Annotated in this window: 16 protein-coding genes; 9 read left to right on the top strand and 7 right to left on the bottom strand. The window is 65.6% G+C overall.

All coding sequences use genetic code 11. The features are described from left to right. Positions 1–7 precede the first annotated feature (7 nt). From HHL13_RS07945 to manD, 3 genes are all read right to left on the bottom strand, one after another. Positions 8–1,306, bottom strand: a complete 1,299-nt coding sequence (locus tag HHL13_RS07945) for a patatin-like phospholipase family protein (RefSeq protein ID WP_169555158.1) — start codon at positions 1,304–1,306, stop codon at positions 8–10. Positions 1,307–1,434: 128 nt separating this feature from the next. After that, on the bottom strand, positions 1,435–2,586 hold the full coding sequence (locus tag HHL13_RS07940) for an endo-1,4-beta-xylanase (RefSeq protein ID WP_169555157.1): 1,152 nt from the start codon (positions 2,584–2,586) through the stop codon (positions 1,435–1,437). Between the two features lie 28 nt (positions 2,587–2,614). Then, positions 2,615–3,826, bottom strand: a complete 1,212-nt coding sequence (manD, locus tag HHL13_RS07935) for a D-mannonate dehydratase ManD (RefSeq protein ID WP_169555156.1) — start codon at positions 3,824–3,826, stop codon at positions 2,615–2,617. Positions 3,827–3,971: 145 nt separating this feature from the next. On the opposite strand from manD, the gene HHL13_RS07930 reads away from it, so the two are divergent. After that, entirely contained in the window at positions 3,972–6,176 is a 2,205-nt protein-coding gene (locus HHL13_RS07930; protein ID WP_240953652.1) for an alpha-glucuronidase family glycosyl hydrolase, read from the top strand. Positions 6,177–6,416: 240 nt separating this feature from the next. Here HHL13_RS07930 and HHL13_RS07925 read toward each other — a convergent pair whose 3' ends face one another. Further along, positions 6,417–6,737, bottom strand: a complete 321-nt coding sequence (locus HHL13_RS07925; protein ID WP_169555155.1) for a hypothetical protein — start codon at positions 6,735–6,737, stop codon at positions 6,417–6,419. 45 nt (positions 6,738–6,782) lie between these two features. After that, positions 6,783–7,784, bottom strand: coding sequence for a cupin-like domain-containing protein (locus tag HHL13_RS07920; protein ID WP_169555154.1), 1,002 nt, complete (start codon positions 7,782–7,784; stop codon positions 6,783–6,785). Between the two features lie 47 nt (positions 7,785–7,831). On the opposite strand from HHL13_RS07920, the gene HHL13_RS07915 reads away from it, so the two are divergent. After that, positions 7,832–8,533: a DUF6445 family protein gene (locus tag HHL13_RS07915; RefSeq protein ID WP_169555153.1), complete on the top strand. Its 702-nt coding sequence runs from the start codon at positions 7,832–7,834 to the stop codon at positions 8,531–8,533. 106 nt (positions 8,534–8,639) lie between these two features. On the opposite strand, the gene HHL13_RS07910 is transcribed toward HHL13_RS07915, so the two are convergent. Then, a complete protein-coding gene (locus HHL13_RS07910) occupies positions 8,640–11,942 on the bottom strand; it encodes a TonB-dependent receptor (protein WP_169555152.1) in 3,303 nt (1,100 codons plus the stop codon). Positions 11,943–12,194: 252 nt separating this feature from the next. Between HHL13_RS07910 and HHL13_RS07905 the strand changes: the two genes are divergently transcribed. The 6 genes from HHL13_RS07905 (at position 12,195) to HHL13_RS07880 (ending at position 21,994) form a co-directional block, all read left to right on the top strand. Continuing rightward, the gene (locus HHL13_RS07905; RefSeq protein ID WP_169555151.1) at positions 12,195–13,694 is read left to right on the top strand and encodes a tryptophan halogenase family protein; all 1,500 of its coding nucleotides are present in this window, start codon (positions 12,195–12,197) and stop codon (positions 13,692–13,694) included. Then, positions 13,694–15,100 (top strand): tryptophan halogenase family protein, encoded by a 1,407-nt coding sequence (locus tag HHL13_RS07900; RefSeq protein WP_169555150.1) that lies wholly within the window; start codon positions 13,694–13,696, stop codon positions 15,098–15,100. The genes HHL13_RS07905 and HHL13_RS07900 overlap by 1 nt, the downstream gene beginning before the upstream one ends. Continuing rightward, positions 15,097–16,623, top strand: coding sequence for a tryptophan halogenase family protein (locus HHL13_RS07895; RefSeq protein ID WP_169555149.1), 1,527 nt, complete (start codon positions 15,097–15,099; stop codon positions 16,621–16,623). Before HHL13_RS07900 ends, HHL13_RS07895 begins: the two co-directional genes overlap by 4 nt. Next, complete coding sequence (locus tag HHL13_RS07890) at positions 16,620–18,155, top strand: tryptophan halogenase family protein (protein WP_169555148.1); 1,536 nt, start codon at positions 16,620–16,622, stop codon at positions 18,153–18,155. Before HHL13_RS07895 ends, HHL13_RS07890 begins: the two co-directional genes overlap by 4 nt. Before the next feature lie 213 nt (positions 18,156–18,368). Further along, positions 18,369–20,036: a glycoside hydrolase family 43 protein gene (locus HHL13_RS07885; protein ID WP_169555147.1), complete on the top strand. Its 1,668-nt coding sequence runs from the start codon at positions 18,369–18,371 to the stop codon at positions 20,034–20,036. Further along, on the top strand, positions 20,033–21,994 hold the full coding sequence (locus tag HHL13_RS07880) for a glycoside hydrolase family 9 protein (protein ID WP_169555146.1): 1,962 nt from the start codon (positions 20,033–20,035) through the stop codon (positions 21,992–21,994). Before HHL13_RS07885 ends, HHL13_RS07880 begins: the two co-directional genes overlap by 4 nt. A 65-nt stretch (positions 21,995–22,059) precedes the next feature. Here HHL13_RS07880 and HHL13_RS07875 read toward each other — a convergent pair whose 3' ends face one another. Next, a complete protein-coding gene (locus tag HHL13_RS07875) occupies positions 22,060–24,486 on the bottom strand; it encodes a glycoside hydrolase family 3 N-terminal domain-containing protein (RefSeq protein ID WP_206376868.1) in 2,427 nt (808 codons plus the stop codon). A gap of 165 nt (positions 24,487–24,651) precedes the next feature. On the opposite strand from HHL13_RS07875, the gene HHL13_RS07870 reads away from it, so the two are divergent. Next, positions 24,652–25,716, top strand: a complete 1,065-nt coding sequence (locus HHL13_RS07870) for a LacI family DNA-binding transcriptional regulator (protein WP_240953650.1) — start codon at positions 24,652–24,654, stop codon at positions 25,714–25,716. Positions 25,717–25,865 lie beyond the last annotated feature (149 nt).

Genomic DNA, 25,865 nt, shown 5'->3' with positions numbered 1-25,865 from the left:
CGTCACCTCATCGTCGCGGACGAAGCGACAGATTCGACAGTTCGATCCACGGCTGCGGCCCGTTCGCCTTCATCCGCCCCAGCCGGGTGAGGCATTTCATGAATTCGGGCGCGAACATCACCCCGCCGCCGGGTTTCACGCACGGCACTTCCTTCCATCCGTCCGCGCTCACCATGCGCAGCGGCCCCACCGGATGCTCGATCCGGATCACCGCGATCGAGCTGACTTCCATCTGGTTGACCAGAATCTGCTCGGCGCGCTGCGCCGCGTCGATCGCGCCCCCCTTGCCGTTGATCTCCGCGTCCGGCTCGACCGTGGTCGGCCCGTTGCGCACGACATAGATGGGGAACTGCGGTACGCGACGCGGGGTGGGCGGAGGCGCTTCGCCCGGCCCCGCCTCCTCGCTCACTGCCGTTGCCGATGCCGCGACATTGGCTTCGAACACCGAAGCGCGCACGCCGCCGTCATAATAGGTCACGCCGTTGATCTGCACCGGCTGGAAATTGACCGGCATCGCCGCCGAAGCCAGCGCCGCGGCGGTGATGCAGGTCCGCGCCTCGCGCCGCGGCAACTGCGCCAGCTCGACCACATCGACATATTGGAACCGCCCGCTCGCTGCCTCGACAAAGCCGATCAGCACATATTTGGTCTGTTTTCCGTCCGGCCCCATCATCGCGCGGAGGGCGTCGAGCGCACACGGCTTGGCGGGGTCGCCGATAATCGCGTCGGGACATAGCGCCGCTTCGATCCGGGCCCTCAGCGGTTTCAGCCCCGCCATCGATCCGGTCAGCACCACGCGCAGGAACCCGCCCCGGTCCACCACCTCGCTTTCCTCCGCCGGGGCATAGGCTTTCAGCAGCGCCGCATAGGCCTCGGGCGTGCCGATCGACACGAACAGCGCCTGCAATCCGCCGGTGCTGATCCCGCTGATGAAGGTCGCGTCGGGCAAAGTCCGGTTCAGCCGCATCTGATCGAGGAAGCCCGCGCCGAACGCGCCCCATTGCCCGCCGCCCGACAGCATCAGCACCGCGGGCAGGGGAGGGCGTGGCCGTCCGGGCAGGCTCTCCAGCCCTGCATCCGCCGGCTTGGTCGCGCCCTCCATCCGCTCCAGCATGTCATTGTCGCGCGGGCGCGGCGGCGCGGTCGGACCCGGTCGGCCGATGCCGTGGATCTCCTTCTCCAGCGCCGAATAGGGCACGTCATGCTTGTACTTGTCGAAGGGCGGGCAATCGATGTTCAGCGTGCCATGACCCGCGCATCCGGCCAGCAGCAGCCCGAGCACCATCGACGCGATTATCCTGCGCATTCCCCAACCCCCGGCTAGGACCGGGCGGCGGCTCTGCGGCGATCCGTCCCGGCCGGAAATGCGACCTGACGGCAAGCGCTATCCCAACCGCGCGCCGCCGCCAAGATCGTTACGCAACCATTGCGGACCTACCGCGCCGGCGCGCCCGCGAACGCCGCTCCGATCGCCGCGTGCAGCGGCTTCGCTTTGAACTCGGCATCATAGGGACAGCCGCGCGTCATGGTCTTGTCCGCGCGCGGATCGAAGCCGGTCAGCCAGCTATATTTGTCGACCATCCCCCAGGCGAGCACATCCTTGAGTTGCGGGTACGAGAACATCACGTCCAGATATGCCTTGGCGTAATCGGCGACCATGATGTCGCGCGCGGCGATGTCGGTCGGCGCCTTCTTGTCGTTCACGTCGAACTCGGTGATGACCAGCTTGTAGCCCATCGCCACCGCCGCATCGAGGAAATGCCGCCACGGCCCCTCGGACTCCTTCACGATCTCGGCGACGGGTTTGTCCTTCAGCAGCCGGATATGCGACTGGATGCCCAGCGTATCCACCGGCGTCCCGCGCTTGCGGAACCCCTCCAGCAGCTTGAGCACGCCCGCGATATGCGTCTCGTCCTCGGTGCCGCGCTCCCAGCTCATATAGTCGTTATAGACCAGCTCGGCATGGGGCGCCTCGGCGCGGGCGGTGTGGAACATCAGGTCGAGCATCGCTTCGCCGCTGCCGAACGCCCGCGTCACCACCGTGTCGCGCAGCGCCCCGGTCGATGGCTCCACCGCTTCGTTGACCACATCGTACGAATAGATTTTGGCGCCGTAGCGCTTGCACACGGTGCGGACGTGATCCGCCAGCATCGTCTCCGCCGCCTTGGCCGGCTGCGGGCCGAAATCATGCTTCACCAGCCATTCCGGAAACCATTTCTGCGGCGCCCAGAAGAGCGTGTGTCCGCGCGTCCTGAAGCCCTTCGCGCTCGCATAATCGACGATCGCGTCGAACTGGCGGAAGTCATAGTCCTGCGTGTGGCGGGTCCATTGCCACTTCAGCTCGTTCTCCGGGACCAGCAGCCCGCAATCGCGCTCGAGGATCGCGGCATAGGCCGGATTGGCGAAGCTCCCCCGATCCGCCCCCGGCGCGCCGAACGCCACCGCCGAGCCGAAGCGCATTCCCCTGGTCTTGGCGATCGTGTCCAGCCCCGAAGCCGCCGCCCGCGCCATCGCGGTGCCGCCCATCGTCATCGCTGCCGTCGCGGCTCCAGCCGCCAGCATCTCGCGGCGCGTCAGTCCGGTCATCATTCCTCTCCCTCGTGCGTCCGCCGGTTCACCAGCTGAACATTGTTCCGTCTTCCAGCCGCGCGACGGGCAGGTAGGCCCGCTTGTACTCGTACTTCGCGGCCAGTTTCTCATCGATCTCCACGCCCAGTCCGGGCTTGTCGCCGGGATGCATCATCCCGTCGCTCAGGCTGTAGGCATGGGGGAACACCGCATCGGTTTCGTCGGTGTGGCGCATATATTCCTGCACCCCGAAATTGGGCACCGAGAGTCCGAAATGCAGCGCCGCCGCCATCGTCACCGGCGACAGATCGGTCGCGCCGTGACAGCCGGTGCGGATCTGGTGCAGATCGGCCAGCGCCGCGATCCGCCGCAAATGGGTCAGCCCCCCGGCATGGACCACGGTGGCGCGGATATAGTCGATCAGCTGTTCCTCGATCAGCTGCTTGGCATCCCAGATCGTGTTGAACACTTCGCCTACCGCCAGCGGGCAGGTGGTATGTTGGCGGATCAGGCGGAAGCCCGACTGGTTCTCCGCCGGAGTCGCATCTTCCAGCCAGAAGGGGCGGTATGGCTCCAGATCCTTGCCCAGCCGCGCCGCTTCGATCGGGGTGCAGCGATGATGCACGTCGTGCAGCAGATGCACGTCCCACCCCAGCGCCTCGCGCGCCGCTTCGAACAAGGGCGGCACGGAGCGGAGATACTTCTCGGTCGACCACAGGCTCTCGGTCGGCAGCGACCCGTCGGCCGGCTCGTAGAAATAGCGGTCCTTCGATACGCCATAGGTCGCCGCCAGCCCGGGCACGCCCGACTGGATCCGGATCGCCTTGTATCCCTGCTCCTTGTAATGGAGCGCATTGTCGATCGTCTGCTGGATGTCCGCGCCATTGGCATGGCCATAGACCATGCACCCCTCGCGGCTGGCCCCGCCGAGCAGCTGATAGACCGGCAGCCCCGCGACCTTCCCCTTGATGTCCCACAGCGCCATGTCGACCGCGGCGATCGAACTCATCGTCACCGGCCCGCGGCGCCAGTAAGCGCCCTTGTACAGATACTGCCAGATATCCTCGATCCGGTGCGCATCGCGCCCGATCAGGCAGGGGATGACATGGTCGGTCAGATAGCTCGCCACTGCCAGCTCGCGCCCGTTCAGCGTCGCGTCGCCGATCCCGGTCACGCCGTCCTTCGTTTCGATCAGCAGGGTGACGAAGTTGCGGCCGGGGCAAGTGACGATCACCCGCGCGGAAACGATCTCAGCCATGCCGCATAGGCTCCCCGCGCGCACCGACATGGCTGTTCCGCATAAATCCCCTCCCACTCAATTGTCTGATGATAGCGCTACCAACATCATCATGCTATCGCCTTTGTCAACGGCGACGAAGAATCGCAAAAGGAGAGGGATGAGGATGCGCCTGCTGTTCGTTGTGATGACGCTTTTCGCGGCGCTGATTGCCGCCGCTCCACGCACGGATGCGCGCTCGCTGCCTTCGTCCCCCCAAACCGCCACCATTCCCGCGAACGAAGACGGCTACGATCTGTGGCTACGCTATCGCCCCGTCGATCCCGCCAGCCGCCCGGCCTATGCCGCGGCCTTCGCCAGCATCGTCCGCCACGGCAACAGCCCCACGATCGACGCCGCCGTCGCCGAACTCCAGCGCGGGGCGCTCGGGATGCTCGGCCGCGAGCTTCAGGTGTCCGAAGAAGACGCCCTGGGCGGCGCGGTCATCATCGGCACGCCCGCCACGTCGCGTTTCGTCGCCAGCCTGAAACTGCCGCTGGCCGGGCTGGGCGCCGAAGGCTTCGCGATCCGCTCCGTCGCGATGCATGGCCGCGTCTCCATCGTGATCGCTGCCAACAGCGACATCGGCGTGCTCTACGGCGTGTTCCGCTTCCTCCAGCAGATCCAGACCCGTCAGAAGCTGAACGGCATCGACATCACCGACAGCCCGAAGCTTCAGGTCCGCATCCTCAATCACTGGGACAATCTCGATCGCTATGTCGAGCGCGGCTATGCCGGGCAGTCGCTGTGGGACTGGCAGAAGCTGCCGGGCTACAAGGACCCGCGCTACACCGACTATGCCCGCGCCAATGCTTCGATCGGCATCAATGGCGTGGTGCTGACCAACGTCAACGCCAATGCCGAGATCCTCAAGCCCGAATGGCTGGTGAAGGTGAGGGCGCTGGCCGAGGTCTTCCGCCCCTATGGCATCCGCGTCTATCTGACGGCGCGCTTCTCCGCCCCGATCGAGATCGGCGGGCTGAAGACCGCCGATCCGCTCGATCCGGCGGTTGCCGCATGGTGGAAGGCCAAGGCCGACGAGATCTACCGCGTCATCCCCGATTTCGGCGGCTTCCTGGTCAAGGCCAATTCGGAGGGCCAGCCCGGCCCGGGCGACTACAAGCGCAGCCATGCCGATGGCGCCAACATGCTGGCCGATGCGGTCGCTCCGCATGGCGGCATCGTGATGTGGCGCGCCTTCGTCTATTCGGCCGAAAATGCCGAGGACCGCGCGAAGCAGGCCTATGCCGACTTCCAGCCGCTCGACGGCACGTTCCGCGACAATGTGATCGTCCAGGTCAAGAACGGCGCGATCGACTTTCAGCCGCGCGAGCCCTTCCATCCGCTGTTCGGCGCGATGCCGCGCACGCCGCTGATGATGGAATTCCAGATCACCAAGGAATATCTCGGCTTCGCGACCCACCTCGCTTACCTCGGGCCGATGTGGGAGGAAGTGCTGCAAAGCGACACCTTCCGCCCGCGAGAGGGCGTGACGGTCGCCGATACGCTCGACACGCCCGTCCGCCCCGGCGCCGTCACCGGCATGGCCGGAGTCGCCAATATCGGCACCGATCGCAACTGGTCCGGCTCGCAATTCGATCAGGCCAACTGGTACGCCTTTGGCCGCTTCGCATGGGATCCCGACAGCAAGTCGGACGCGATCGCGCGCGACTGGGCGCGGATGACGTGGAGCGACGATCCCGCCACGGTGGGCGCCATCGTCGCGATGATGGGCGGCTCGCGCGAAGCGGTGGTCGATTACATGACGCCGCTCGGTCTCGCGCACCTGATGGCGACCGGCCATCACTACGGCCCCGGCCCTTGGGTTGCGAACCTTGCCCGGCCCGAATGGAACCCGGCCTATTATCACAGGGCCGGCAAGGACGGCATCGGCTTTGACCGGACGAAAACCGGCAGCGACGCGCTGTCCCAGTACGCCGATCCGCTGGCGAAGCGCTGGGGCAATCCGGAAACCACGCCGGAAAACCTGCTGCTGTGGTTCCACCACGTCCCGTGGGACCGCAAGATGACGTCGGGCCGGACCCTGTGGGAAGAACTGCTCGCCCATTACGACCGTGGCGTCGCCTCGGTTGCGGCGATGCAGGCGCGCTGGGAGGAACAAAAGGGCAGGGTGGACCACCGCCGCTGGAGCGAAGTCAGCGACTTCCTCGCCATCCAGCACGCCGAAGCCAAATGGTGGCGCGACGCCTCGATCGCCTATTTCCAGTCGGTCTCGGGCCGCCCGCTACCGGCAGGCGTGGCCGCGCCCGAACATGACCTCGACTGGTACAAGGCGATCGACAGCAAATACGCACCGGGGAACGGGAAGTAGACGAAGGGTGGCGCTCCACTTCCTCCTCCTCTCCCGCCTTCGCGGGAGAGGGGCGGGGTGAGGGTCTTCTTCTTCTGTCTTGCCTGGACCCAAGAAGAAGACCCTCACCGCTGCGACTAGGCAGCAAGCTGCCAAGTCTCGCGCCTCTCCCGCGAAAGCGGGAGAGGGAAGGTTGGACCCTAAGGCCCCCCGATCGCCTGCATCAGATCCTGTCGCCAGCCCTCGCTCGGCGCGCCGGGATCAAACCGGCGCACCCTTCCGGTCGATCCGGGTCAGATCGGTCTGGCACTCGCTGCAGGTCCGCGCCGGCCACGGGACGCTGAAAGGACCCCGCATGAAGAGGGATTTCCGGCAGTTCGGGCAGACCAGAAGCAGCGACCCTCCGCCCCCTACAATCAGCAACGTGACCATCAGCGGCATCATGATCCCGCTGATCGCATCGAACGAATAGCCCTTCCCGCTCACAAATAGCGGTATGACCCACATGATGATTGGCATCGACAGCAAGGTCGCGACCGCATGTCGTCGCGCGATCGTGTAGATGCTCGTCGAACCCGCCATGCCGAACGCTAGACGAGCCCGTCGCGAATTCCAATCTCAACGGCGCTAGGGCCCCCCCATCGCCCGCATCAGATACTGCCGCAGATATTTCCGCCATCCCTCGGTCGGCTTGCCCAGCACGCGACGGTCCTGCTCGGCCAGATGTTCCGCCGGGTGCCCGTGCTTGCGGAACACGAACGTCTCGAACATCCGCTCCCACGCGTCGCGCCGGTTCTCGGGCAAATGGCTGATCGACAGCACCGCATGGACCATCGCGTCGAACCGCGCGCCGATGTCCGGCGAGTCCGCCCACCAATAGTTCACCAGCACGTTGAAGTCCGACAGCGCCTCGACCTGATGCCACCACAAGGCCGGGATGAAGATCGCGTCGCCCGGCTCCAGCTCGGCGGTCTGCATCGTCGCCAGTGCTTCGCGGAAGCGCGGATAGCGCTCGAAGTCCGGATCGCTCAGCGTCACCATGCTCACCGGCCGCCCGGCCATGTTGTGATCCAGCGGCCCCACATAGAGGTTGTGGACCTGATCGGGCGGAAACAGCGTGAAGCGCCGCCGCCCGGCCGCGACCACGGCGATATTGTCCGAAGCGTCGAAATGCGGGCTGACGATGCTGGCATTGCCCACCCACACGCGCGGCGTCGCGCCAAGGCCATCGACCAGTGGCATCGGATTGGCCTGGGTAAAGCCGGGCAGGCACTCGCTCGTTTCCAGCGCGCCGGCATAGACCGAGGGCGCATCGGCATTGCCCTGCAGCCGCAGCACATAGCGCAGGAGCTCCGCGAACGGCCCCTTGCGCCGCTCGAAATTGAACCCCTTCATGTCGTCCGAATAGAAGAAGCGCCCGCCGATCGCGGCCGGCCCCACGAATGCTTCCGCCGCCGCGCCCCTGTCGAAGCCGAGCAGATAGTCGCACGCCGATTGCGCGCTTCCCGACGCGGCGACCATCGGCCAGTCCCGCGCCGCGCCGCGCAGCACGACGGGGGCATAGCGTTCCACAACTTCCTCGCGGAAGGTTTTGGGATCGATGCCCGAAATTTCCCGAATCGCCGTCATCCGCGGACCCTAGCGTCAGCGGCCCCGGAACGACTAGGCTCGCGGCGATGACCTTCGATCTCAATCCGCGTCCCGTCGCGTCGCTGACCCATGCCGGCCATGACCGGGAGCCCGTGCTGCAGGTCGACGGGCTGATGCTCGATCCGGAAACGCTGATCGAATTCGCCGCGGGCGGGCAGGCGTTCGCGCCGGCCTATGGGCCCAATGGCGGCTATCCCGGCATCCGCGCGCCCGCGCCCCTGCCCTATGTCGAAACCGTCGCGCGCGGGCTCGATCCGCTGGTGCGCGAAGCGTTCGGGCTGCGCGGCGTTGCGCTGGCCCATGCCGATTGCAACCTGTCGCTGGTCACGCTCGCTCCCGGCGAGCTGGTCCCGCCGCAGCGCGTGCCGCACATCGACACCACCTATCCGCTGCAATTCGCCTTCCTCCACTATCTCTGCGGAACCGAGCTTGGCGGCACCGCGCTCTATCGCCACCGCGCGACCGGTTACGAGGCGCTCACGCCCGAGCGGCTGCCGCGCTACGAGACGATCCGCCTTGCCGAAGCCGAAGCCGCGCCCGGCTACATCACCGGCGACACCGATCATTTCGAACAGACCGCCGCGCTGGATGCTGCGTTCAACCGGCTGATCGTCTACCGCAGCTGTGTCCTCCACTCCGGCCGCATCCCGGCCGACGCCGCGCTCTCGCCCGACCCGAGACAGGGCCGCCTGACCGCCAACATCTTCCTGAGCTACCGCGCCGCCTGATCTTCCCCCTGGCGGGGGAGAATCTTTGCTGATGCCCGCCCCCCAACAAAAAAGAGGCGCCGCCGGCCGAAGCCGACGACGCCACAGGGCAGGGTGTACGTAAGGACTAGAAGTTGAACCGGATGATCGCGGTGTAGCGCCGGTCGTTCATGTAATAGCCGCGCGGCACCTGACGGATCCCGCCACCGATCGCCGAGATGACGGCGCTGGTCTTGGTGATCTCGTTCGTCAGGTTCACGCCCTGCACGCCGACCTTGATGTTCGGCGTGATGGCGAAGAACATCGACGCGTCGAGCTGTCCGGTGCTTTCGTTCATGATCGGATCGAACGGCGTGATCACGTCGCGCACCGTCAGCAGCCATTCCGAACGCCACGAGTAGGTGAGGCGTGCCGAGAACGGCCCGATGTCGATGAACGGCGTGATGTTGAAGGTGTGCTTCGACAGACCCTGCAGCGGCAGGAGCGCCGTATCCACCGTCGTCACGCGGCCGGCGGCCACATCCGGATCGGTCGCCGAAAGGGTGCTCTGCGGCACGCCCGACGAGTCGACATAGGTGTAGTTCGCCTGCAGGCCGAGGCCCTTCAGGAAACCGGGCAGGAAGTCGTAGGTCTGCTGATAGCTGACCTCGAAGCCCTTGATCTTGCCCGTCGACCGCGAGTTGGTCGGCGTGGTCACGATCGCGGGGAAGGTCGCCCCGTTGTTCGTGAAGTCCAGCCGGACCGTGTCGTTGGTCAGAACGCCGTGCAGTTCCTTGTAGAAGGCCGAAACGGTGAACTGGCCGACGTTCGAGAAATACCATTCCGCGGTCAGATCGAAGTTATCGGCGGTCGTCGGCAGCAGGTAGGGATTACCTGCGTTGAACGTGCCCTGGATCCGATAGCTGTTCGGAATGGCCGCGCCGGTCGAGTCCACATTCTGCACGGTCGTGACCGACACGTTGAAGAAGTTGCGGATCAGGCCGGTCGCGGGCGGTGCGACGCCTGCGAAATAGGCGGCACGGAACTGGAGCCCGCCGCCCACTTCGAGCTTCAGGTTCACGCTGGGCAGCCAGTATTCGTAGCTGGTGCTCGCCTGGCTCGCCGTCAGCCCGCCATTCTGGAAGTTGCGGAAGGCTTCGCGGGTCGCCAGCGGGAAGGTGCACAGCGCAGGCGGATTCTGCCCGACCGGCACCGCCGCGCACTGCGCTTCGGTCGTGATCGAACCGGGGTTCGGGAAGGCCAGATAGCCGCCCGCATCACGATCCGTCTTGGTGTAGCGAACACCCGCCGTGCCGCTCAGGGTCCAGCCATTGCTGAACTCGCTGCGGAACTTGGCCTGCACATAGGCGGCATAATTCTGTTCGCGGATCGGGTTGATTTCACCCGGCAGGAACGGCGTTCCGGCCACCACGCCGCAGCGATTGGCGAGCGGGTTCCACCCTGCGTTGCGAACCTGGCCGTCGGCGCAGTTCGTGTTCGTGCCCTGCCATTCGCGAGCGATCGCGGACGAGAAGGCAGCCATGCCGGCATAATCGTTGACGGTGTGGCCGGCGTAGAACAGGCGCGGCTGTCCGCCGAGCGGATTGGCGACGGCCCCGCGGAAGAAATTGTCGAAGCCGAACGCTTCGCCGCCATAGGTCGTGCCCTGGGTATGGCCGTTGGCATTGTTGCCATCGACCAGATTGTCCATCCAGATCGGGCCGTTATTGCCCCACTGTTCGGACAGCACGCCCCAATTGTACTGGGAGAAGCGCGAGGTCTGGTCGCGATCGGCATAGCGTGCGCCGAACTGGACCGACTTCAGGAAATTGCTCTCCGGGAACGAATAGTCGAAATCGAGGCGGAAGGCGTCGGAATTGCCGTCGCTCTGCTCGATATGGTCCATCGCCGCGCGATAGAAGCTGTTGTACGGATCCGCGAAGCTGTTGTGGCCCGCGCCGAAATAGGTCGGATTGCCCGAACCGCCCGCAGGCTGGCCCGCGTTGCAATCGAAGCCGGTGCCCGGCGGGTTGGTCGCATTGGCCGAGGGGCCGTTGCAGACCTGCGGCGGGCCGAACGTGACGCTCGGGAAGCCGTTCCCGTTCATCGTGATCGACGCGTTCTGATAGGTCGATGCCCAGATCGTGTTGTCGAGCAGATAGGTGCTCGAATCGACATGCTGGTAATCGAACACGATGCCCAGCCGGTCGCTCACGTCCCACTTCACGTTCAGGCCGTAATCGTCGGTGACAAGCCGCGATTCCTGGTCGCGGCGGATGTTGTTCGACTGGAGGCCCAGCATCGGCGTGCGCGCCGAGCCGGTGTTCTGGTCGCCGCGCCAGCCGGTCGGGCCGGTGATGGTGCCGCTCTGGAACATGCCGTCCGCACCGAAGCTCAGCTGGGTGCCGGCAGCGGCGCGCGAGTCGCCATTGCCCGCGACGTTGTCGGTCGCGATTTCCACCGTGTGCTCGGTCCAGGCCTGGCGCGCGTCGGAACGCAGGAACTGCGCCACGATCTCGACCGACCCGTCATTGCTCTTCCACTGCGCCGCCGCGGCATAGCCATAGCGTTCGCGGTTGAATTCCTGCGTGCCCAGCACGGCGCCGCGCGGGAAATAGACCTGGCGGGTCGGCGTCTGGCCGCCGACATTGTCCACCACGTCGCCATCGGCATACTGGTTGCGGATGCGGAAGCTCGAAAGCTGGAAACGGTCCGCGCGGCTCTTGAGCTGCGAATAGGAGAAGTTGGCCAGCAGGCCGAATTCGCCGATCGGCGTTTCCCAGCGGTTGCTGATCAGGATCGAGCCCGTAGGCGTCGCCTTGTCGACGAAATCGCCATAATTGATTTCGGCCGAACCGGCGATCTCGAGACCCTTGAAGTCGAACGGACGGCGGGTGCGCAGATTGACCACGCCCGAAATGCCGCCTTCGATCCGGTCCGGGGTCGGCGTCTTGAACACGTCGACGCCGCCAAGCATTTCGGACGGGACGTCGGCGAAGCTCAGCGCGCGGCCGTTATTGGCGGTGAACGCTTCGCGGCCGTTGAACTCCGAACGGACATAGGTGAGGCCGCGAACCACGACGCCCGAACCTTCGACCGAGAAGTGATCGGGATCGAGACCGGCCGAGAAGCGGTCGATCGCCACACCCGGGATGCGCTGCAGCGCTTCGGTGACCGAGCGGTCGGGCAGGGCGCTGATGTCCTCGGCGGTGATCGAGTCGACGATCACGTCCGAATTCTTCTTCAGCTGCTGCGCGCTCTGGAGCGAGGCGCGATAGCCCTTGACGACAATGGCTTCGCCTTCGTCTTCCTGTGCCGGAGCGTCCTGTGCCCAGGCAGGTGCCGCGACCGAAAGACATGCCAGCGCCGCTGCGGATACGCCCGCGCGCAGCAGACTCGCGCGGCCTTTGGCAGCGTTGTCAGGCCTGTGATTTGAATAGAGCTTGAGCATCAAGCCGTCCTCCCCTCCGTTGTTAGCGCTATCAAATGAGTGCGCGTCGTTGTCCGAGTTAAGGTAAGGGAGGATTGGTCCGAAGATCAAGCCACCTTGTTACCGCAAACACAAAAACCGGATTCCGTGGCCAAAATGCAACGAGAAGGGCCGTTCTGACAACGCAATCATCAGAAAATGGCAGATTTCCGGGCGCGTTGACGCTCCGGTGAAGGGAGCGCTAACAATCGTGCAAAGGGAGAGGGTGGCGCAATGTTGATAAAACGCGTCCTGATCGTGGGTGGCGGAACCTCCGGCTGGATGACCGCCGCGGCGCTTTCGAACAAATTCGGAGCCTCCGGAATGTCGATTCGACTCGTCGAGTCGGCCGATATCGGAACGGTCGGCGTGGGCGAGGCGACCGTGCCGCACATCCGCCATTACAATGCGACGCTCGGCTTCGACGAAGCCGAATTCATGACCCGCACCAAGGGCACGTTCAAGCTGGGCATCGAGTTCCGCAACTGGGGCCGGGTCGGCGATTCCTATATCCATCCGTTCGGCGTGTTCGGCGCGGAGATCGGCGGGGTGCCGTTTCACCATCACTGGCTGCGGATGCACGCACGGGGAGAGGGCGGCGCGTTCGAAGACTATTCGCTGCCGATCCAGGCGGCGCGGCGTGATCGCTTCATCCATCCCAACCAGGACCCGCGCTCGCTGCTCAATACCTTCAATTACGCCTATCAGTTCGATGCCAGCCTCTATGCGAAGTTCCTGCGCGAGTATGCCGAGGCGCGCGGCGTCGTGCGGCAGGAAGGCAAGGTCGTCGATGTCGCGCTCCACAGCGAAACCGGCTTCGTCACCTCGGTCACGCTGGAAAGCGGGGAAGTGGTCGAAGCCGATCTGTTCATCGATTGCTCGGGCTTTCGCGGCCTGCTGATCGAACAGGCGCTCAAGACCGGCTACGAGCAATGGAGCCACTGGCTGCCGTGCGATCGTGCGATCGCCATGCCGTGCGACAATGTCGGCCCCACCATGCCGCTCACCCGCGCCACCGCGCAGAAATCGGGCTGGGTGTGGAAGATCCCGCTCCAGCACCGCACCGGCAACGGCCATGTCTATTCCAGCGGCTTTATCGAGGATGACGCCGCGCTTGATGTCCTGCTCGGCGAGATCGCCGCGCCGCCGCTGGCCGATCCCAACAAGCTCCGTTTCGTCACCGGCAAGCGCAAGAAGCAATGGGTCGGCAATGTCGTCGCGCTGGGCCTCGCCTCGGGCTTTCTCGAGCCGCTCGAATCGACCAGCATCCATCTGATCCAGCTCGGCATCGGCCGTTTGCTCGATCTCTTCCCCGCGCAGGAATGGGATCCGACCGACGCCGATGAGTTCAACCGGCTGATGGCGCTCGAATATGAGCGCGTCCGCGATTTCATCATCCTCCATTATCACGCCACCGAACGGGACGATTCGGAGTTCTGGAATTACTGCCGCACCATGACCGTGCCCGACAGCGTGGCGTGGAAGATGGAACTGTTCCGGGAGCGCGGGGTGGTGGTGAATTATCGCGACGGCATGTTCCTCGAACCGAGCTGGCTTGCCGTCTATCTCGGCCAGCGCGTCCATCCGCGACACCCCGATCCGCTCGGCGACAAGGTGAGCGATGACGAAGTGATCGCGATGATGGCGGCGATGCGCGGGCGCTACACACAGGCGGCCGAAGCCATGCCCACGCACGAAACGGTGCTGGCCCAGCTCGCCGCACGGGCCGCCTGATGGTCCGCGATATCGTCATTGTCGGCGGCGGCGTCGCCGGATGGATGAGCGCCCTGGCGCTGTTGCGCGGTCTGGACGGCAGCGGGCGTAATATTGCGCTCGTCGATGTCGCCGGTCCGGACGCGAGCATTGGTCCGTTCGGCCCCGCCGAATCGACGCTGCCCGGTTTCGCGCGCTTCCTGATCGATCACGGTCTCGATGAAGCCGCGATGATGCGCGCCGCGCGCGGCAGCTTCACGCTCGGCGCGGCGATCGCCGGCTGGGCGGGGGAGGGCGTCACCTGGTTCCTGCCCTATGGCGAAACCGGCGCGCCGATGGGTCCCGTCGCCTTCCATCAGCTTGCCGCGCGCTATCGCGCCACCGGTCAGCCGCTCCGCCTCGCCGATTTCTCGCTTGCCGCCATCGCCGCACAGGCGGACCGCTTTGCGCGTCCGAGCAACGACCCCCGCTCGCCGCTCTCGACGCTCGATTACGGTCTCAATCTCGACAAGGCGAGCTTCGCCAGGCTGCTGCAATCGGCCGCGAAGGGCGTGACTCATCACGCCGCGCCGTTTCGCTCGGCGAAGATCAGCGATCGCGTCGAATCGATCACGCTCGAAAACGGCGCGGAAATCACCGGCGACCTGTTCCTCGATTGCTCGGGCGCGCAGGCGGTGCTGGCTTCCGCGCTTTCGCCGTTCGAAAGCTGGAAACACTGGCTTCCCTGCGATCGCGTGATCGAATCCGCCAATCCCGCCGAAGGTGTCCCGCCCTCCTATACCGTCGCCGCCGCCCATGCTTCGGGCTGGCGCCGCACGGTGCCGTTGGTCGGCGGGCAGGGCGATGCGATCCTCTCGTCCTCCGCTCATGCCGATCTTGGCGGCGTGGCGTTCGAATCCGGCCGCCGCGCCAGCTTCTGGACCGCGAACTGCATCGCCCTCGGCGCCGCGGCGTCGCTGGTCGATCCGGTCCACCCCGTCGGCCTCCATCTCGTCCGGAGCGGTCTGCGCCGTCTGCTGATGCTTTTCCCCAACGCCGCCGCCGGTCCGGAAGCCGCCGAGTATAACCGCATCCTCCACGGCGAGGCCGAGCGTGCGCGCGATTTCGTCATTGCCCATTACAAGACCAACGGCCGGTTCGGCGAACCTCTATGGGATGCCGCCCGCGCGATGGCCGTGCCCGAACAACTGCAATACAAGCTCGATCTGTTCGCCAGCCGGGGCCGCGTGCCGATGTATGACGAGGAAATCTTCGATCGTCCCGACTGGGTCAGCCTGCTGGACGAACAGGGCCTTCGCCCCCGGCGCTACGATGCGCTTGCCGATACCATCCCCGAACCCGCGCTGACGCAGCATTTCGCGCGCCTGCGCCAGATATTGATCGAGACCGCGAAGACCATGCCCAGCCATGCCGAGGCGCTGCGGTGAACGGCGAGCCGATCCGCCAGATCGTCATTGTCGGCGGCGGCACCGCGGGCTGGATGTCCGCCGCCGCGCTCTCGAAGCTCGTCCCCGCCGGCGTCGCCGTCACCCTCGTCGAATCCGACGCGATCGGCACGGTCGGGGTGGGGGAGGCGACCATCCCGCCGATCCGCAACTTCAACGGCCTGCTCGGCATCGACGAAGCCGATTTCCTTCGCGCCACCAAAGGCTCGATCAAGCTCGGCATCGAGTTCGTCGACTGGACCCGCGAGGGCCATCGCTACAGCCATCCTTTCGGCGAGTTCGGCTTCGACATCGAAGGGGTGAAGTTCCACCACTACTGGCGCAAGCTCGTCGAAAGCGGGCAGGCGAGCGGGATCGAGGATTACAATCTCTGCGCCGTCGCGATGCGCCAGAACCGCTACACGCCCCCCGTCGCCGATCCCGGCGACGCTCGCTCGCGCCTCAACTACGCCTATCATTTCGACGCCGGTCTCTACGCCAGATATCTCCGCGCCTATGCGGAAGCGCGCGGCGTGAAGCGCGTCGAAGGCAAGATCCTCGACGTCGCCCTGAACGGCGAAACCGGCTTCATCGAAAGCGTCGCGCTCGAAGGCGACCGGCACGTCACCGGCGACCTCTGGCTCGATTGCAGCGGCTTTCGCGGCCTCCTCATCGCCGGCGCGCTCAAGACCGGGTGGGAGAGCTGGAAACACTGGCTCCAATGCGACAGCGCGATGGCCGTCCCCTGTGCGGCGTCAGGCGCGGAGATCACCCCCTATACTCGCTCGACGGCGCACGAAGCCGGCTGGCAATGGCGCATCCCGCTGCAACACCGCATCGGCAACGGCTATGTCTATTCCAGCGCCGACATCACCGACGACGCGGCTCGCGAAACGCTCCTGTCCAATCTGGACGGCGAACCGCTCCGCGATCCCTTCATCATCCGTTTCGAAGCCGGCCGCCGGTCTGAGATCTGGGCGAAGAACTGCGTCAGCCTCGGCCTCGCCAGCGGCTTCATCGAACCGCTCGAATCGACCAGCATCCACTTCATCCAGACCGGCGTGTCGAAGCTGCTCGCCCTCTTCCCCGATCGCGGTTTCTCACCGGTAGAGCGCGACGAGTACAACCGCCTCAGCATCCTCCAGCTCGAGCAGGTCCGCGACTTCGTCATCCTCCATTACCACGCCAATCAGCGCCGCACCGGCGACCTCTGGCGCCGCACCCGCGAGATGGCGATTCCCGAGACGCTGCAACGCAAGCTCGACCTGTTCCGCGGTCACGGCCGCTTCTTCCGCTACGAGGACGAGCTGTTCGCCGAATCCAGCTGGGTCGCGGTGATGCTCGGGCAGGAAGTTACTCCGCAAGGCTGGGACCGTCTCGCCGACGCGCTCGACCCCGCCGACATCGCGAACAAGCTCGACCGCATCCGCGCCGCCTTCGCCCGCGCCACACAGGCGATGCCGGCCCACCATCTCTGGCTCGCGCAGCACGCCGCGGCCACGCCCGACATGAAGGTCCCCGCATGACTGAAGACAACCGCCTCCGCCACATCCTGATCGTCGGCGGCGGCACCGCAGGCTGGATGACCGCCGCCGCGCTCGCCCGCTTCCTCACCGATGGCTTCACGAAAGTCACGGTGATCGAATCCGAAGCGATCGGCACGGTCGGCGTCGGCGAATCCACCATCCCCCAGATCCGCATCTTCAACCGCCTGCTCGGCCTCGACGAGGATGATTTCGTCCGCAAGACGCAGGCGACGTTCAAGCTCGCGATCGAGTTCGTCGACTGGCGCCGCATCGGCGAACGCTATTACCACCCCTTCGGCCCCTACGGCGTCGACATGGGCGGGGTCAGCTTCCACGCCTTCTACCTCCGCGCCCTTGCCGAAGGACATGGCGGCAGGCTCGACGAATATTCCCTCCAGGCCCTCGGTGCCGAGGAAGCCAAATTCTCCCGCCCGGTTCCGAACGCCGGCAATTCCCCGCTCGCCGACATCGCTTACGCCTTCCATTTCGACGCCGGCCTCTACGCCAAATATCTCCGCGAATATTCCGAAGCGCGCGGCGTGAAGCGCGTCGAGGGCCGCATCGTCGATGTGAAGCAGCACCCCGAAACCGGCTTCGTCCAGTCGATCCAGACCGAGAAAGGCGAGACGATCGAAGCCGATTTCTACATCGACTGCAGCGGCTTCCGCGGCCTCCTCATCGAACAGACGCTCGGCGCTGGATACGAGGACTGGTCCGAGTGGCTGATGAACGACCGCGCCGTCGCGGTGCCCTGCACGCTCGGCGGCTCGCTCCGCCCCGTGACCCGCGCCACCGCGCGTCCGGCGGGCTGGCAATGGCGCATTCCGCTCCAGCACCGCCTCGGCAACGGCCACGCCTATAGCTCGGCCCATATGAGCGACGACGAAGCCACCGCGATCCTGCTCGACAATCTCGACGGCGAACCGCTGGCCGACCCGCTCCGCCTCAAATTCACCGCCGGCCGCCGCCGCAAGAGCTGGGACAAGAATGTCGTCGCCATCGGCCTCTCGGCAGGCTTCATGGAGCCGCTCGAATCCCAGAGCATCCACCTGATCCAGGTCGGCATCTCGCGCCTGATGACCCTGCTCCCCACCCGCGCGATGGGCGAGGCGGAAATCGGCCTCTACAATCGCTGGATGACGTGGGAGTACGAAAAGATCCGCGACTTCCTGATCCTGCATTACCACGCCACCGAACGCGACGACACGCCCTATTGGGACCGCTGCCGCACGATGCAGGTCAGTGATTACCTCGCCGAGAAGATCGCGATCTTCAAATCCACCGGCCGCGTCTTCCGAGAACATGACGAGCTGTTCAACGACACCAGCTGGTACGCGGTGATGATGGGGCAGGGGATTACCCCGGGCCGTTACGATCCGATCGTCGACGAAATGCCCGACGAGATGTTCCGCAGCCGGATGGAGGAAATCCGCCAGGTCACGCGCAACTCGGTCCACTGGATGCCGGGCCATTTCGAATTCATCGAAAAGACCTGCAAGGCCGCCGAATTCGTCTGGCCGGGGCGCGCCTAAATCTGTTGCCTTCTTAGCCCCTCCCGCCTTCGCGGGAGAGGGTTGGGTGAGGGTCTTCTTCTTCATCGAGGCGAGCGAAAAGGAAGAAGACCCTCATCCTCCCGCTTTGCGGGCCCCTCCTTCTCCGAAGGCGGGAGGGAACAGCCCTGACAACGCTGGACACCCGCGTCTCGTCCCGTCATGATAGCGCTAACGAACCACCGGGAGAGAGAAATGCGCCGCGCCTTGCTCGCCGCCACCATGCTGCTGTCCGCCACTTCCGCATCCGCGCAAACTGCCCGCTTCGACTGGTTCGACTATAAGGGCAGCGATCCCGTCGAAACCACGCTGAAGCCCGCCGCGACCGACTATAGAAACCCCATCCTCGGCGGCTTCTATCCCGACCCGTCGGTCACCCGCGTCGGCAGCGATTTCTACCTCGTCACCTCCACCTTCAGCTATTTCCCCGGCATCCCGGTCTTCCACAGCAAGGATCTGGTCAACTGGACCCAGATCGGCAACGCGATCGATCGGCCCGCCCAGCTCGATTTCAAACAGCTCGGCCTCTCGCGCGGCGTCTTCGCCCCGACGATCCAGCACAAGGACGGGGTATTCTACATCCTCAACACCTGCGTCGATTGCGGGTGGAATTTCGTCATCACCGCAAGGAATCCTGCCGGCCCCTGGTCGGACCCCGTGTTCCTCCCCGATCTCAAATACGGCATCGATCCCTCGCTGTTCTTCGACGAGGATGGCCGTACCTGGATCATCAACAACGACACCCCCGCCGATCCGCCCAAATATGAAGGGCACCGCGCGCTATGGGTGCAGGAGATCGACCTCAAGACGCTCAAGACCTTCGGCCCGCGGACGATGGTCGTCGATGGCGGGATCGACATCAGCACCAAGCCGATCTGGATCGAAGGCCCGCATATCTTCAAGAAAGATGGCTGGTATTATCTCAGCGCAGCCGAAGGCGGCACGGCGGAGGGCCATAGCCAGGTCATCCTCCGCTCCAAATCGGTCACCGGCCCCTATGTCCCCGGCCCGAACAACCCGATGCTCACCCAGCGCGATCTGCCGCGCGATCGCGCCCACCCGATCACGTCCGCAGGCCATGCCCAGCTCGTCACCACGCCCGATGGCAAATGGTGGGCAACCTTCCTCGCGGTCCGCCCGTACGAAGGCGATTATTACAATACCGGCCGTGAGACCTTCCTGCTCCCGGTCGAATGGAAGGATGGCTGGCCGACCATCCTCGAGCGCGGCAAGCCGATCCCCTACGTCCACGCCAAACCCGCGCTCCCCGCCCAGCCGAAGCGCGTCACCAGCGGCCCGATGCATGTCCGCGAGGAATTCGATCGCGGCAAGCTCGGCCCCGAATGGATGATGCTCCGCAACCCGCGCAGCAACTGGTACGGTTTCGACAAGGGCGCGCTCGTCCTCACCGCGCGGCCCGAGGGGCTGGGCGACAATGCCAACCCGTCTTTCCTCGGCCGCCGCCAGCAGAATATGAACGGCGTCGCCGAAACCCTCGTCCGCTTCACGCCCGGAAAGAATGGCGACCGCGCCGGCCTCGTCGCGCTCCAGAGCGACGACTATTGGGGCTTTGTCGGTATCGGCATGGAAGGCGGCAAGCCGGTCCTGCTGGTCGAGGGCCGGGCAGGAGACAAGGAACCCGCCACCGGCCGCACGCTGGCCAGCGCCCCGCTCGCCACCAGACCCGGCGCCCCCGTCTGGCTGCGCATCACCGCCAGCGGCACGACCTACGACTTCGCCTACGCCACCACCCCCGGCAAATGGCGCACCCTCGCCAGCATCGACGCCAAACAGTTCAGCACGAAGACCGCCGGCGGCTTCATCGGCACCACCTTCGGCCCCTACGCGAAATCGGGCCAATGATCCGCTACGCGACGCCGCTCGCACTGGCGCTGCTGCTATGTGGTGCGACGACCCCAAATTCCTCCCCGGAACGGGGAGGAGGACCATCCGAAGGATGGTGGAGGGGGCCCGCCCTCAACGAAGGCTTCGCTTGGGGCAGGGGCCCCTCCACCACGCCGCTTCGCGTCGCGGTCCCCCTCCCCGTTCCGGGGAGGCATGAAGAACTGCCAGCGATCCGCCTGAACCAACTCGGCTTCACCCCAACCAGCCCCAAGCGCGCCATCCTCGCCAGCGACTCCAAAATCCCCCTCGACTGGCAACTCCACGACGCCACCGGCAAACCCATCCGCACCGGCAAGACCCAACCCCACGGCCCCGATCCGCTGGCAGGCGAATCCGTCCACATCATCGATTTCACCGACTTCGCCATTCCGGGCAAAGGCTACACCCTGCACGCGGGCAGCTTCACCAGCCGTCCCTTCGCCATCGCCGCCAACATTCGCGGCAATCTCGCCAGCGACGCGCTCGCCTTCTTCTACCACCAGCGCGCCGGTGTCCCGATCGAGGCCCGCTATGTCGGCGCCAAATGGGCGCGCCCCGCCGGCCATGTTACCGAAACCGCCCCCTGTTTCGCCGGCACCGATCTGCGCGGCATCGTCTGGCCCGGCTGCGCCTATAAGCTCGACGTGAAGGGCGGCTGGTACGACGCAGGCGATCACGGCAAGTACGTCGTCAATGGCGGCATCAGCCTCTGGACCCTCCAGAGCGCCTATGAACATCTCAAAAGCCCTGCCTTCGCCGACGGCAAACTGAACATCCCCGAGGCCGGAAACGGCATCAACGACCTGCTCGACGAAACGCGGTTCGAGATGGAATTCATGCTCGCCATGCAGGTGCCGCAGGGGACGAAGGCGATGCTCCCTATCGGCCACTTCGCCCGCGAAGCGACGGTTGCGCTCACCGAAGTTGACGCGGGCGGCATGGCGCATCTCAAGGTCGCCGATCGCAACTGGACCGCCCTGCCGATGCGCCCTGCGGACGACAGGGAAGACCGGCTGCTTTACCCGCCGACAACTTCCGCGACCTTGAACCTCGCCGCCACTGCCGCGCAATGCGCCCGTATCTGGAAGGGGATCGATGACGCGTTCGCTGCCCGCTGCCTCACTGCAGCCCGCCGCGCATGGGTCGCTGCGAAGAACAACCCGCAAGTCTTTGCGACAGGGAACTTTACCGGTAGCGGCGGCTATGGCGACAATGACGTGTCGGACGAATTCTACTGGGCCGCGGCTGAGCTGCTCGCCACCACCGGCGATCCGGAGTTCCTCGCCTTCGTCCGCAACTCGCCACATCATGCCTCCGATGTTGTGGGTGAGCCGGGCTGGCCGCGAACCGCCGCGCTTGGCACGATTGCGCTGGCCATGCTGCCGGCCCCGTCGGCGGAGCGCGACCATGCCCGCGCCGTGCTCGTCAGGGCCGCGACGGGCTTCGCGGAAGAACGCGACAAGACCGGCTATCGCATCCCCTATGCGCCCTCGGGCTACCCCTGGGGTTCGACCTCGAACCTGATGAACCGCGCGATCGTGCTGGCCTATGCGTTCGAGTTCACACGTGATGCGAAGTATCGCAATGCGGTGGTTGATTCGCTGGATTATCTCCTCGGCCGTAACCCGCTCGATCAGTCGTACATCAGCGGCTATGGCGCGCGCCCGATGCTGCATCCGCATCACCGGTTCTGGGCGCCCTCGATCGATCCGTCGCTGCCCGGTCCGCCCCCCGGCGTCCTCTCCGGCGGCCCCAATTCGACCGGCATGTCCGATCCCGTGGCGCTGGGACTGAAGGGCAAGTGCGCGCCGATGCGCTGCTATGCCGACGATGTCCGCGCCTATGCGCTCAACGAAGTCGCGATCAACTGGAACGCGCCCTTGTTCTGGGTCGCCGCATGGCTGGACGTGCCAACTTCGGCATCAGCAAGGGACTGAAACGCCAGAAGGGGCCGGTCCCGGACCGGCCCCTTCCGCACTCCCTTCGCAACCTTCCGGGAACGCTACCGGACAGTCAGTTTGCTGCTCTTGAGATCCACCGAATTCGGCCCGGCCGAGATGGTGAAGGTGCCCGGCTCGACCACTCGCTTCATCTGGACGTTGTAGAAGCTCAGGTCGCGCGGCGTGAGGGTGAAGGTCACCGTCCGCGTCTCGCCGGGCTTCAGCGTAACCCGCTGGAAATGCTTGAGTTCGATCACCGGCCGCGTGACGCTGGCCTCGTCGTCGCGGACATAGAGCTGGACGACTTCGTCGCCCTCGCGCTTGCCCGTATTGGTCACGTCGACCGACACGTTCACGCTGTCGCTGATCCCGATCGAGCTGGCGGCCAGCTTCGGCGCCGACACGTCGAACGTCGTGTAGGAGAGGCCAAAACCGAATGGATACAGGGGCTTGGTATCCCCGAACAGGTAACCGCGCCGCGCCGTGGGCTTATGGTTGTAGAACATGGGCAGCTGACCCACGTCCTTGGCGATCGTCACCGGCAGCTTGCCGCCCGGATTGTAGCGCCCGAAGATCACGTCGCCCAGCGCGTTGCCGGTCTCCTGGCCCAGATACCAGCCCTCGATCAGCGCAGGGGCATTCTCCGCCAGATAGTTGACCGAATAGGGCCGTCCGTTGAGCAGCACCACGACCACCGGCTTGCCCAGCTTGATCAGCTCCTGCGCCAGCTGGTCCTGCGGCCCGACCAGGTTCAGCGTGTCCATGTCGCCAAGGTGATTGTCCGCCCAGGCTTCCCGGCTCAGCGCCTCGTTGCCGCCCAGTACCAGCACGATCACATCGGCATTCTTCGCGGTTTCAAGCGCTTCGGCGCGCAGCTTGTCGTTGGTCGCGGTCGGGGTCAGCTCCACCTTGTCCTGCGCCCAGACGCGATGCTCGGTGATCCTCACGCCTTCCGAATAGTCGACCTCGAACTTGCCCTTGCCCTCGGTCTGCATCGCCTCGAGCACGCTGACGACATGCGTCGGCACGTCCGAATAGCCGCCGATCGGCGTGTCCTTGGCATGCGTCCCGATCACCGCCATGCGGCGGATCCCGGTGGCATTCAGCGGCAGCAGGCCGTTCTGGTTGCGCAGCAGCACGATCGACTCCCGCGCCGATTGCCGCGCCAGCGCGATCGCGTCGGGCGTGGCGGTCTTCTTCGCGGCGGTCTTCGGGTCGGCATAGGGGTTCTCGAACAGCCCCGCCTGGAACTTCATGGTCAGCACGCGGCGCACCGCCACGTTGATCTGCGCCTCGGTCACGCGGCCCTCGCGCACCAGTTCCATCAGATGGTTGAACGCCTCGCCATCGGGCGTCTCGACATCGACGCCGGCATCCAGCGCACGCACTGCCGCTTCCTTGACGTTGCCGAACATGCGGTGCCGGGTCACCGTCTCGCGGATCGCGAAATAGTCGCTGACCACCGCGCCCTTGAAGCCCCATTCGCCGCGCAGCACGTCGGTCAGCAGCCAGCGGTTCACATGGCTCGGCAGGCCGTCAATCTCGTTGTACGAGGCCATCACCGACATCACCGGCAGCTCGGTCACCGCGCGCTCGAACGGCGGGAAGAAATTCTCGCGCAGTTCCCGCTCGCTGATCTGCGCCGGGCCGACATTGGTGCCGTTCTCGGGCTGGCCGTGGCCGGTCATGTGCTTGAGCGTGACGAACACCTTGTCGGGCGCCAGCGGCAGCGTGGTGCCCTGGAACCCGCGGATCGCGGCGAGACCCATTTCGCTGACCAGATGCGGATCCTCGCCATAAGTCTCCTCGATCCGGCCCCAGCGCGGATCGCGGGCGATGTCGACGACAGGCGCCAGCACGAGGTTCGCGCCGCGCGCCCGCGATTCCCGCGCGGCGACCGCGAAGACCTGCTCGACCATCTTCGGGTTGAAGCTGCTCGCCAGCGCGATCGATTGCGGGAAGCTGGTCGCGCCCGGGGCGACGAGGCCATGCAACGCTTCCTCGTGCATGAACATCGGAATGCCCAGGCGGGTATTCTCGACCGCCCATTTCTGCGCGGCGTTGATGTAGCGTGCGGTCTCTTCGGGGCTGCGATTGCCGACCCCCGCGGCGGCGCCGGCGCTGCCGGGGGCAGGGGGCGTCACGCCGCGACGATCGGACGGACGCGAGATCATGCCCAAGCCATTGGGGAACGCCGCCGAAGCCTTGGCCGGATCGAAATCGCCCTGCGGGGTCTGAATCCTGTCCTTATGCTCCCAGATCGACACGAGCTGCGCGATGCGATCTTCCAGCGTCATCCGGCTCAACAGATCCTCGACGCGAACCTCGACCGGCTGCGACGCATCCTTGTAGAGCGGTTTGTCGGCCTTCTTCGCCGTTGCAGTCTGCGCCTGAGCAACGGGCATCCATGCCGGTGCGGTGGCAAGCGCGGCAATCGCGGCGAAGCAGGCAAGGCGCGCGCGGCGGCGGGTGTGGCCGGAAACGGTCATGGGGATTCCTCTCCTGAATGCGGCGGTCGTCGCCATCTCGAATTATGGTAGCGCTATCAACTATAGATGCCGATGCGCCGGGGTCAACTCGGACAAACCGTTCGAGCAACTTTATTGCATTCTGTGGGACGCCCTCCTATTCCCCGCGACAGGAGGGCGATTTCCTTGAGCAAACCGAGCCGGCGCAGCCGAGGTACCGTTACCGTGCAGGATGTCGCGCGGGCGGCTGGGGTATCGGCGATGACCGTGTCGCGCGTCGTCAATGGCGGGTCGAACGTCCGCGCCACGACCAAGGCGGCTGTGCTCGAAGCGATCGAGAAGCTCAACTACTCGCCGAACAGCGCGGCGCGCAGCCTTGCCGCGGGCGAAGCGACGCAAATCGGCTTGCTCTATTCCAACCCGTCGGCTGCCTATCTCTCGCAGTTCCTGATCGGCGCATTGGCGGCGGCCCGCCGCGCCGGCTGCCATCTGGTGCTTGAGGCTTGTGAAAGCGAACGCGCCGACGATCAGGCGCATGCAACGCGCCAGTTCGCTTCGACTTCGGTCGAAGGCGTGATCCTGCCGCCGCCGCTGTCGGAAGCCGCACCCGTCCGCGCCGAACTCGAAGCCGCCGGCATCCCCTGGGTGTCGGTCGCGATGGGCCTGCCGCCGGAGAACAGCCTGAACGTCCGCATCGACGATTTCGGCGCGGCCTCGGCGATGACGCGCCATCTGATCGATCTGGGCCATCGCAAGATCGGCTTTATCCGGGGCAACCCGAACCAGAGTTCGTCGGCCGAGCGCTATCGCGGCTTCGTCGCCGCGCTCGAACATGCCGGTCTCGACCTGAAGGCAATGCCGGTCGAGCAGGGCTATTTCACCTTCCGCTCGGGCATCGTCGCGACCGAACGGCTGCTCGACCGCAAGGATCCGCCGACCGCGATCTTCGCGTCGAACGACGATATGGCCGCCGCGGCCGTCGGCGTCGCGCATCGCCGGGGGCTGCATGTGCCGCAGGACCTGACCATCGTCGGCTTCGACGATACGCAGCTTTCGACCACCGTCTGGCCCGAGCTGACCACGATCCGTCAGCCCACTGCCGCGATGGCCGAGACCGCGCTGAACCTGCTGCTCGCCAGCCTGCGCACCCAGCGCGCACCCGATGGCTCCGAACAGGACGAACAGGTGCTCGATTACGAACTGATCGTCCGCGAATCCTCCGGCCCGCCGCCTTCCGGCAAGCGCGGCTAGGCCAGCTGGCCCGATTCCGTTCGCCCCTTCGCGGATTCAATTGGCCGCGACGGGTGTGGCCGGTTTAGCGTTGGAAGCGGCTTGCTTTTCCTTGGCGAGGCCGTACCGTTACCGCTAACACGCCCGCACTTACGGGCTGAGGAGAGGGG

The sequence above is a fragment of the Sphingomonas sp. G-3-2-10 genome, assembly GCF_012927115.1.
GTDB lineage: Bacteria > Pseudomonadota > Alphaproteobacteria > Sphingomonadales > Sphingomonadaceae > Sphingomonas.
Note: the sequence above shows the minus strand (reverse complement) of the source record. Positions and strands in the feature narration are given on the sequence as shown.

Coding starts and splice junctions, on each gene's coding strand:
- HHL13_RS07885 (WP_169555147.1), top strand. CDS start 18,369: ATGCGCCGCGCCTTGCTCGCCGCCACCATGCTGCTGTCCGCCACTTCC.
- HHL13_RS07880 (WP_169555146.1), top strand. CDS start 20,033: ATGATCCGCTACGCGACGCCGCTCGCACTGGCGCTGCTGCTATGTGGT.
- HHL13_RS07945 (WP_169555158.1), bottom strand. CDS start 1,306: ATGCGCAGGATAATCGCGTCGATGGTGCTCGGGCTGCTGCTGGCCGGA.
- HHL13_RS07910 (WP_169555152.1), bottom strand. CDS start 11,942: ATGCTCAAGCTCTATTCAAATCACAGGCCTGACAACGCTGCCAAAGGC.
- HHL13_RS07905 (WP_169555151.1), top strand. CDS start 12,195: ATGTTGATAAAACGCGTCCTGATCGTGGGTGGCGGAACCTCCGGCTGG.
- manD (WP_169555156.1), bottom strand. CDS start 3,826: ATGGCTGAGATCGTTTCCGCGCGGGTGATCGTCACTTGCCCCGGCCGC.
- HHL13_RS07875 (WP_206376868.1), bottom strand. CDS start 24,486: ATGACCGTTTCCGGCCACACCCGCCGCCGCGCGCGCCTTGCCTGCTTC.
- HHL13_RS07925 (WP_169555155.1), bottom strand. CDS start 6,737: ATGGCGGGTTCGACGAGCATCTACACGATCGCGCGACGACATGCGGTC.
- HHL13_RS07920 (WP_169555154.1), bottom strand. CDS start 7,784: ATGACGGCGATTCGGGAAATTTCGGGCATCGATCCCAAAACCTTCCGC.
- HHL13_RS07900 (WP_169555150.1), top strand. CDS start 13,694: ATGGTCCGCGATATCGTCATTGTCGGCGGCGGCGTCGCCGGATGGATG.
- HHL13_RS07890 (WP_169555148.1), top strand. CDS start 16,620: ATGACTGAAGACAACCGCCTCCGCCACATCCTGATCGTCGGCGGCGGC.
- HHL13_RS07915 (WP_169555153.1), top strand. CDS start 7,832: ATGACCTTCGATCTCAATCCGCGTCCCGTCGCGTCGCTGACCCATGCC.
- HHL13_RS07930 (WP_240953652.1), top strand. CDS start 3,972: ATGCGCCTGCTGTTCGTTGTGATGACGCTTTTCGCGGCGCTGATTGCC.
- HHL13_RS07940 (WP_169555157.1), bottom strand. CDS start 2,586: ATGACCGGACTGACGCGCCGCGAGATGCTGGCGGCTGGAGCCGCGACG.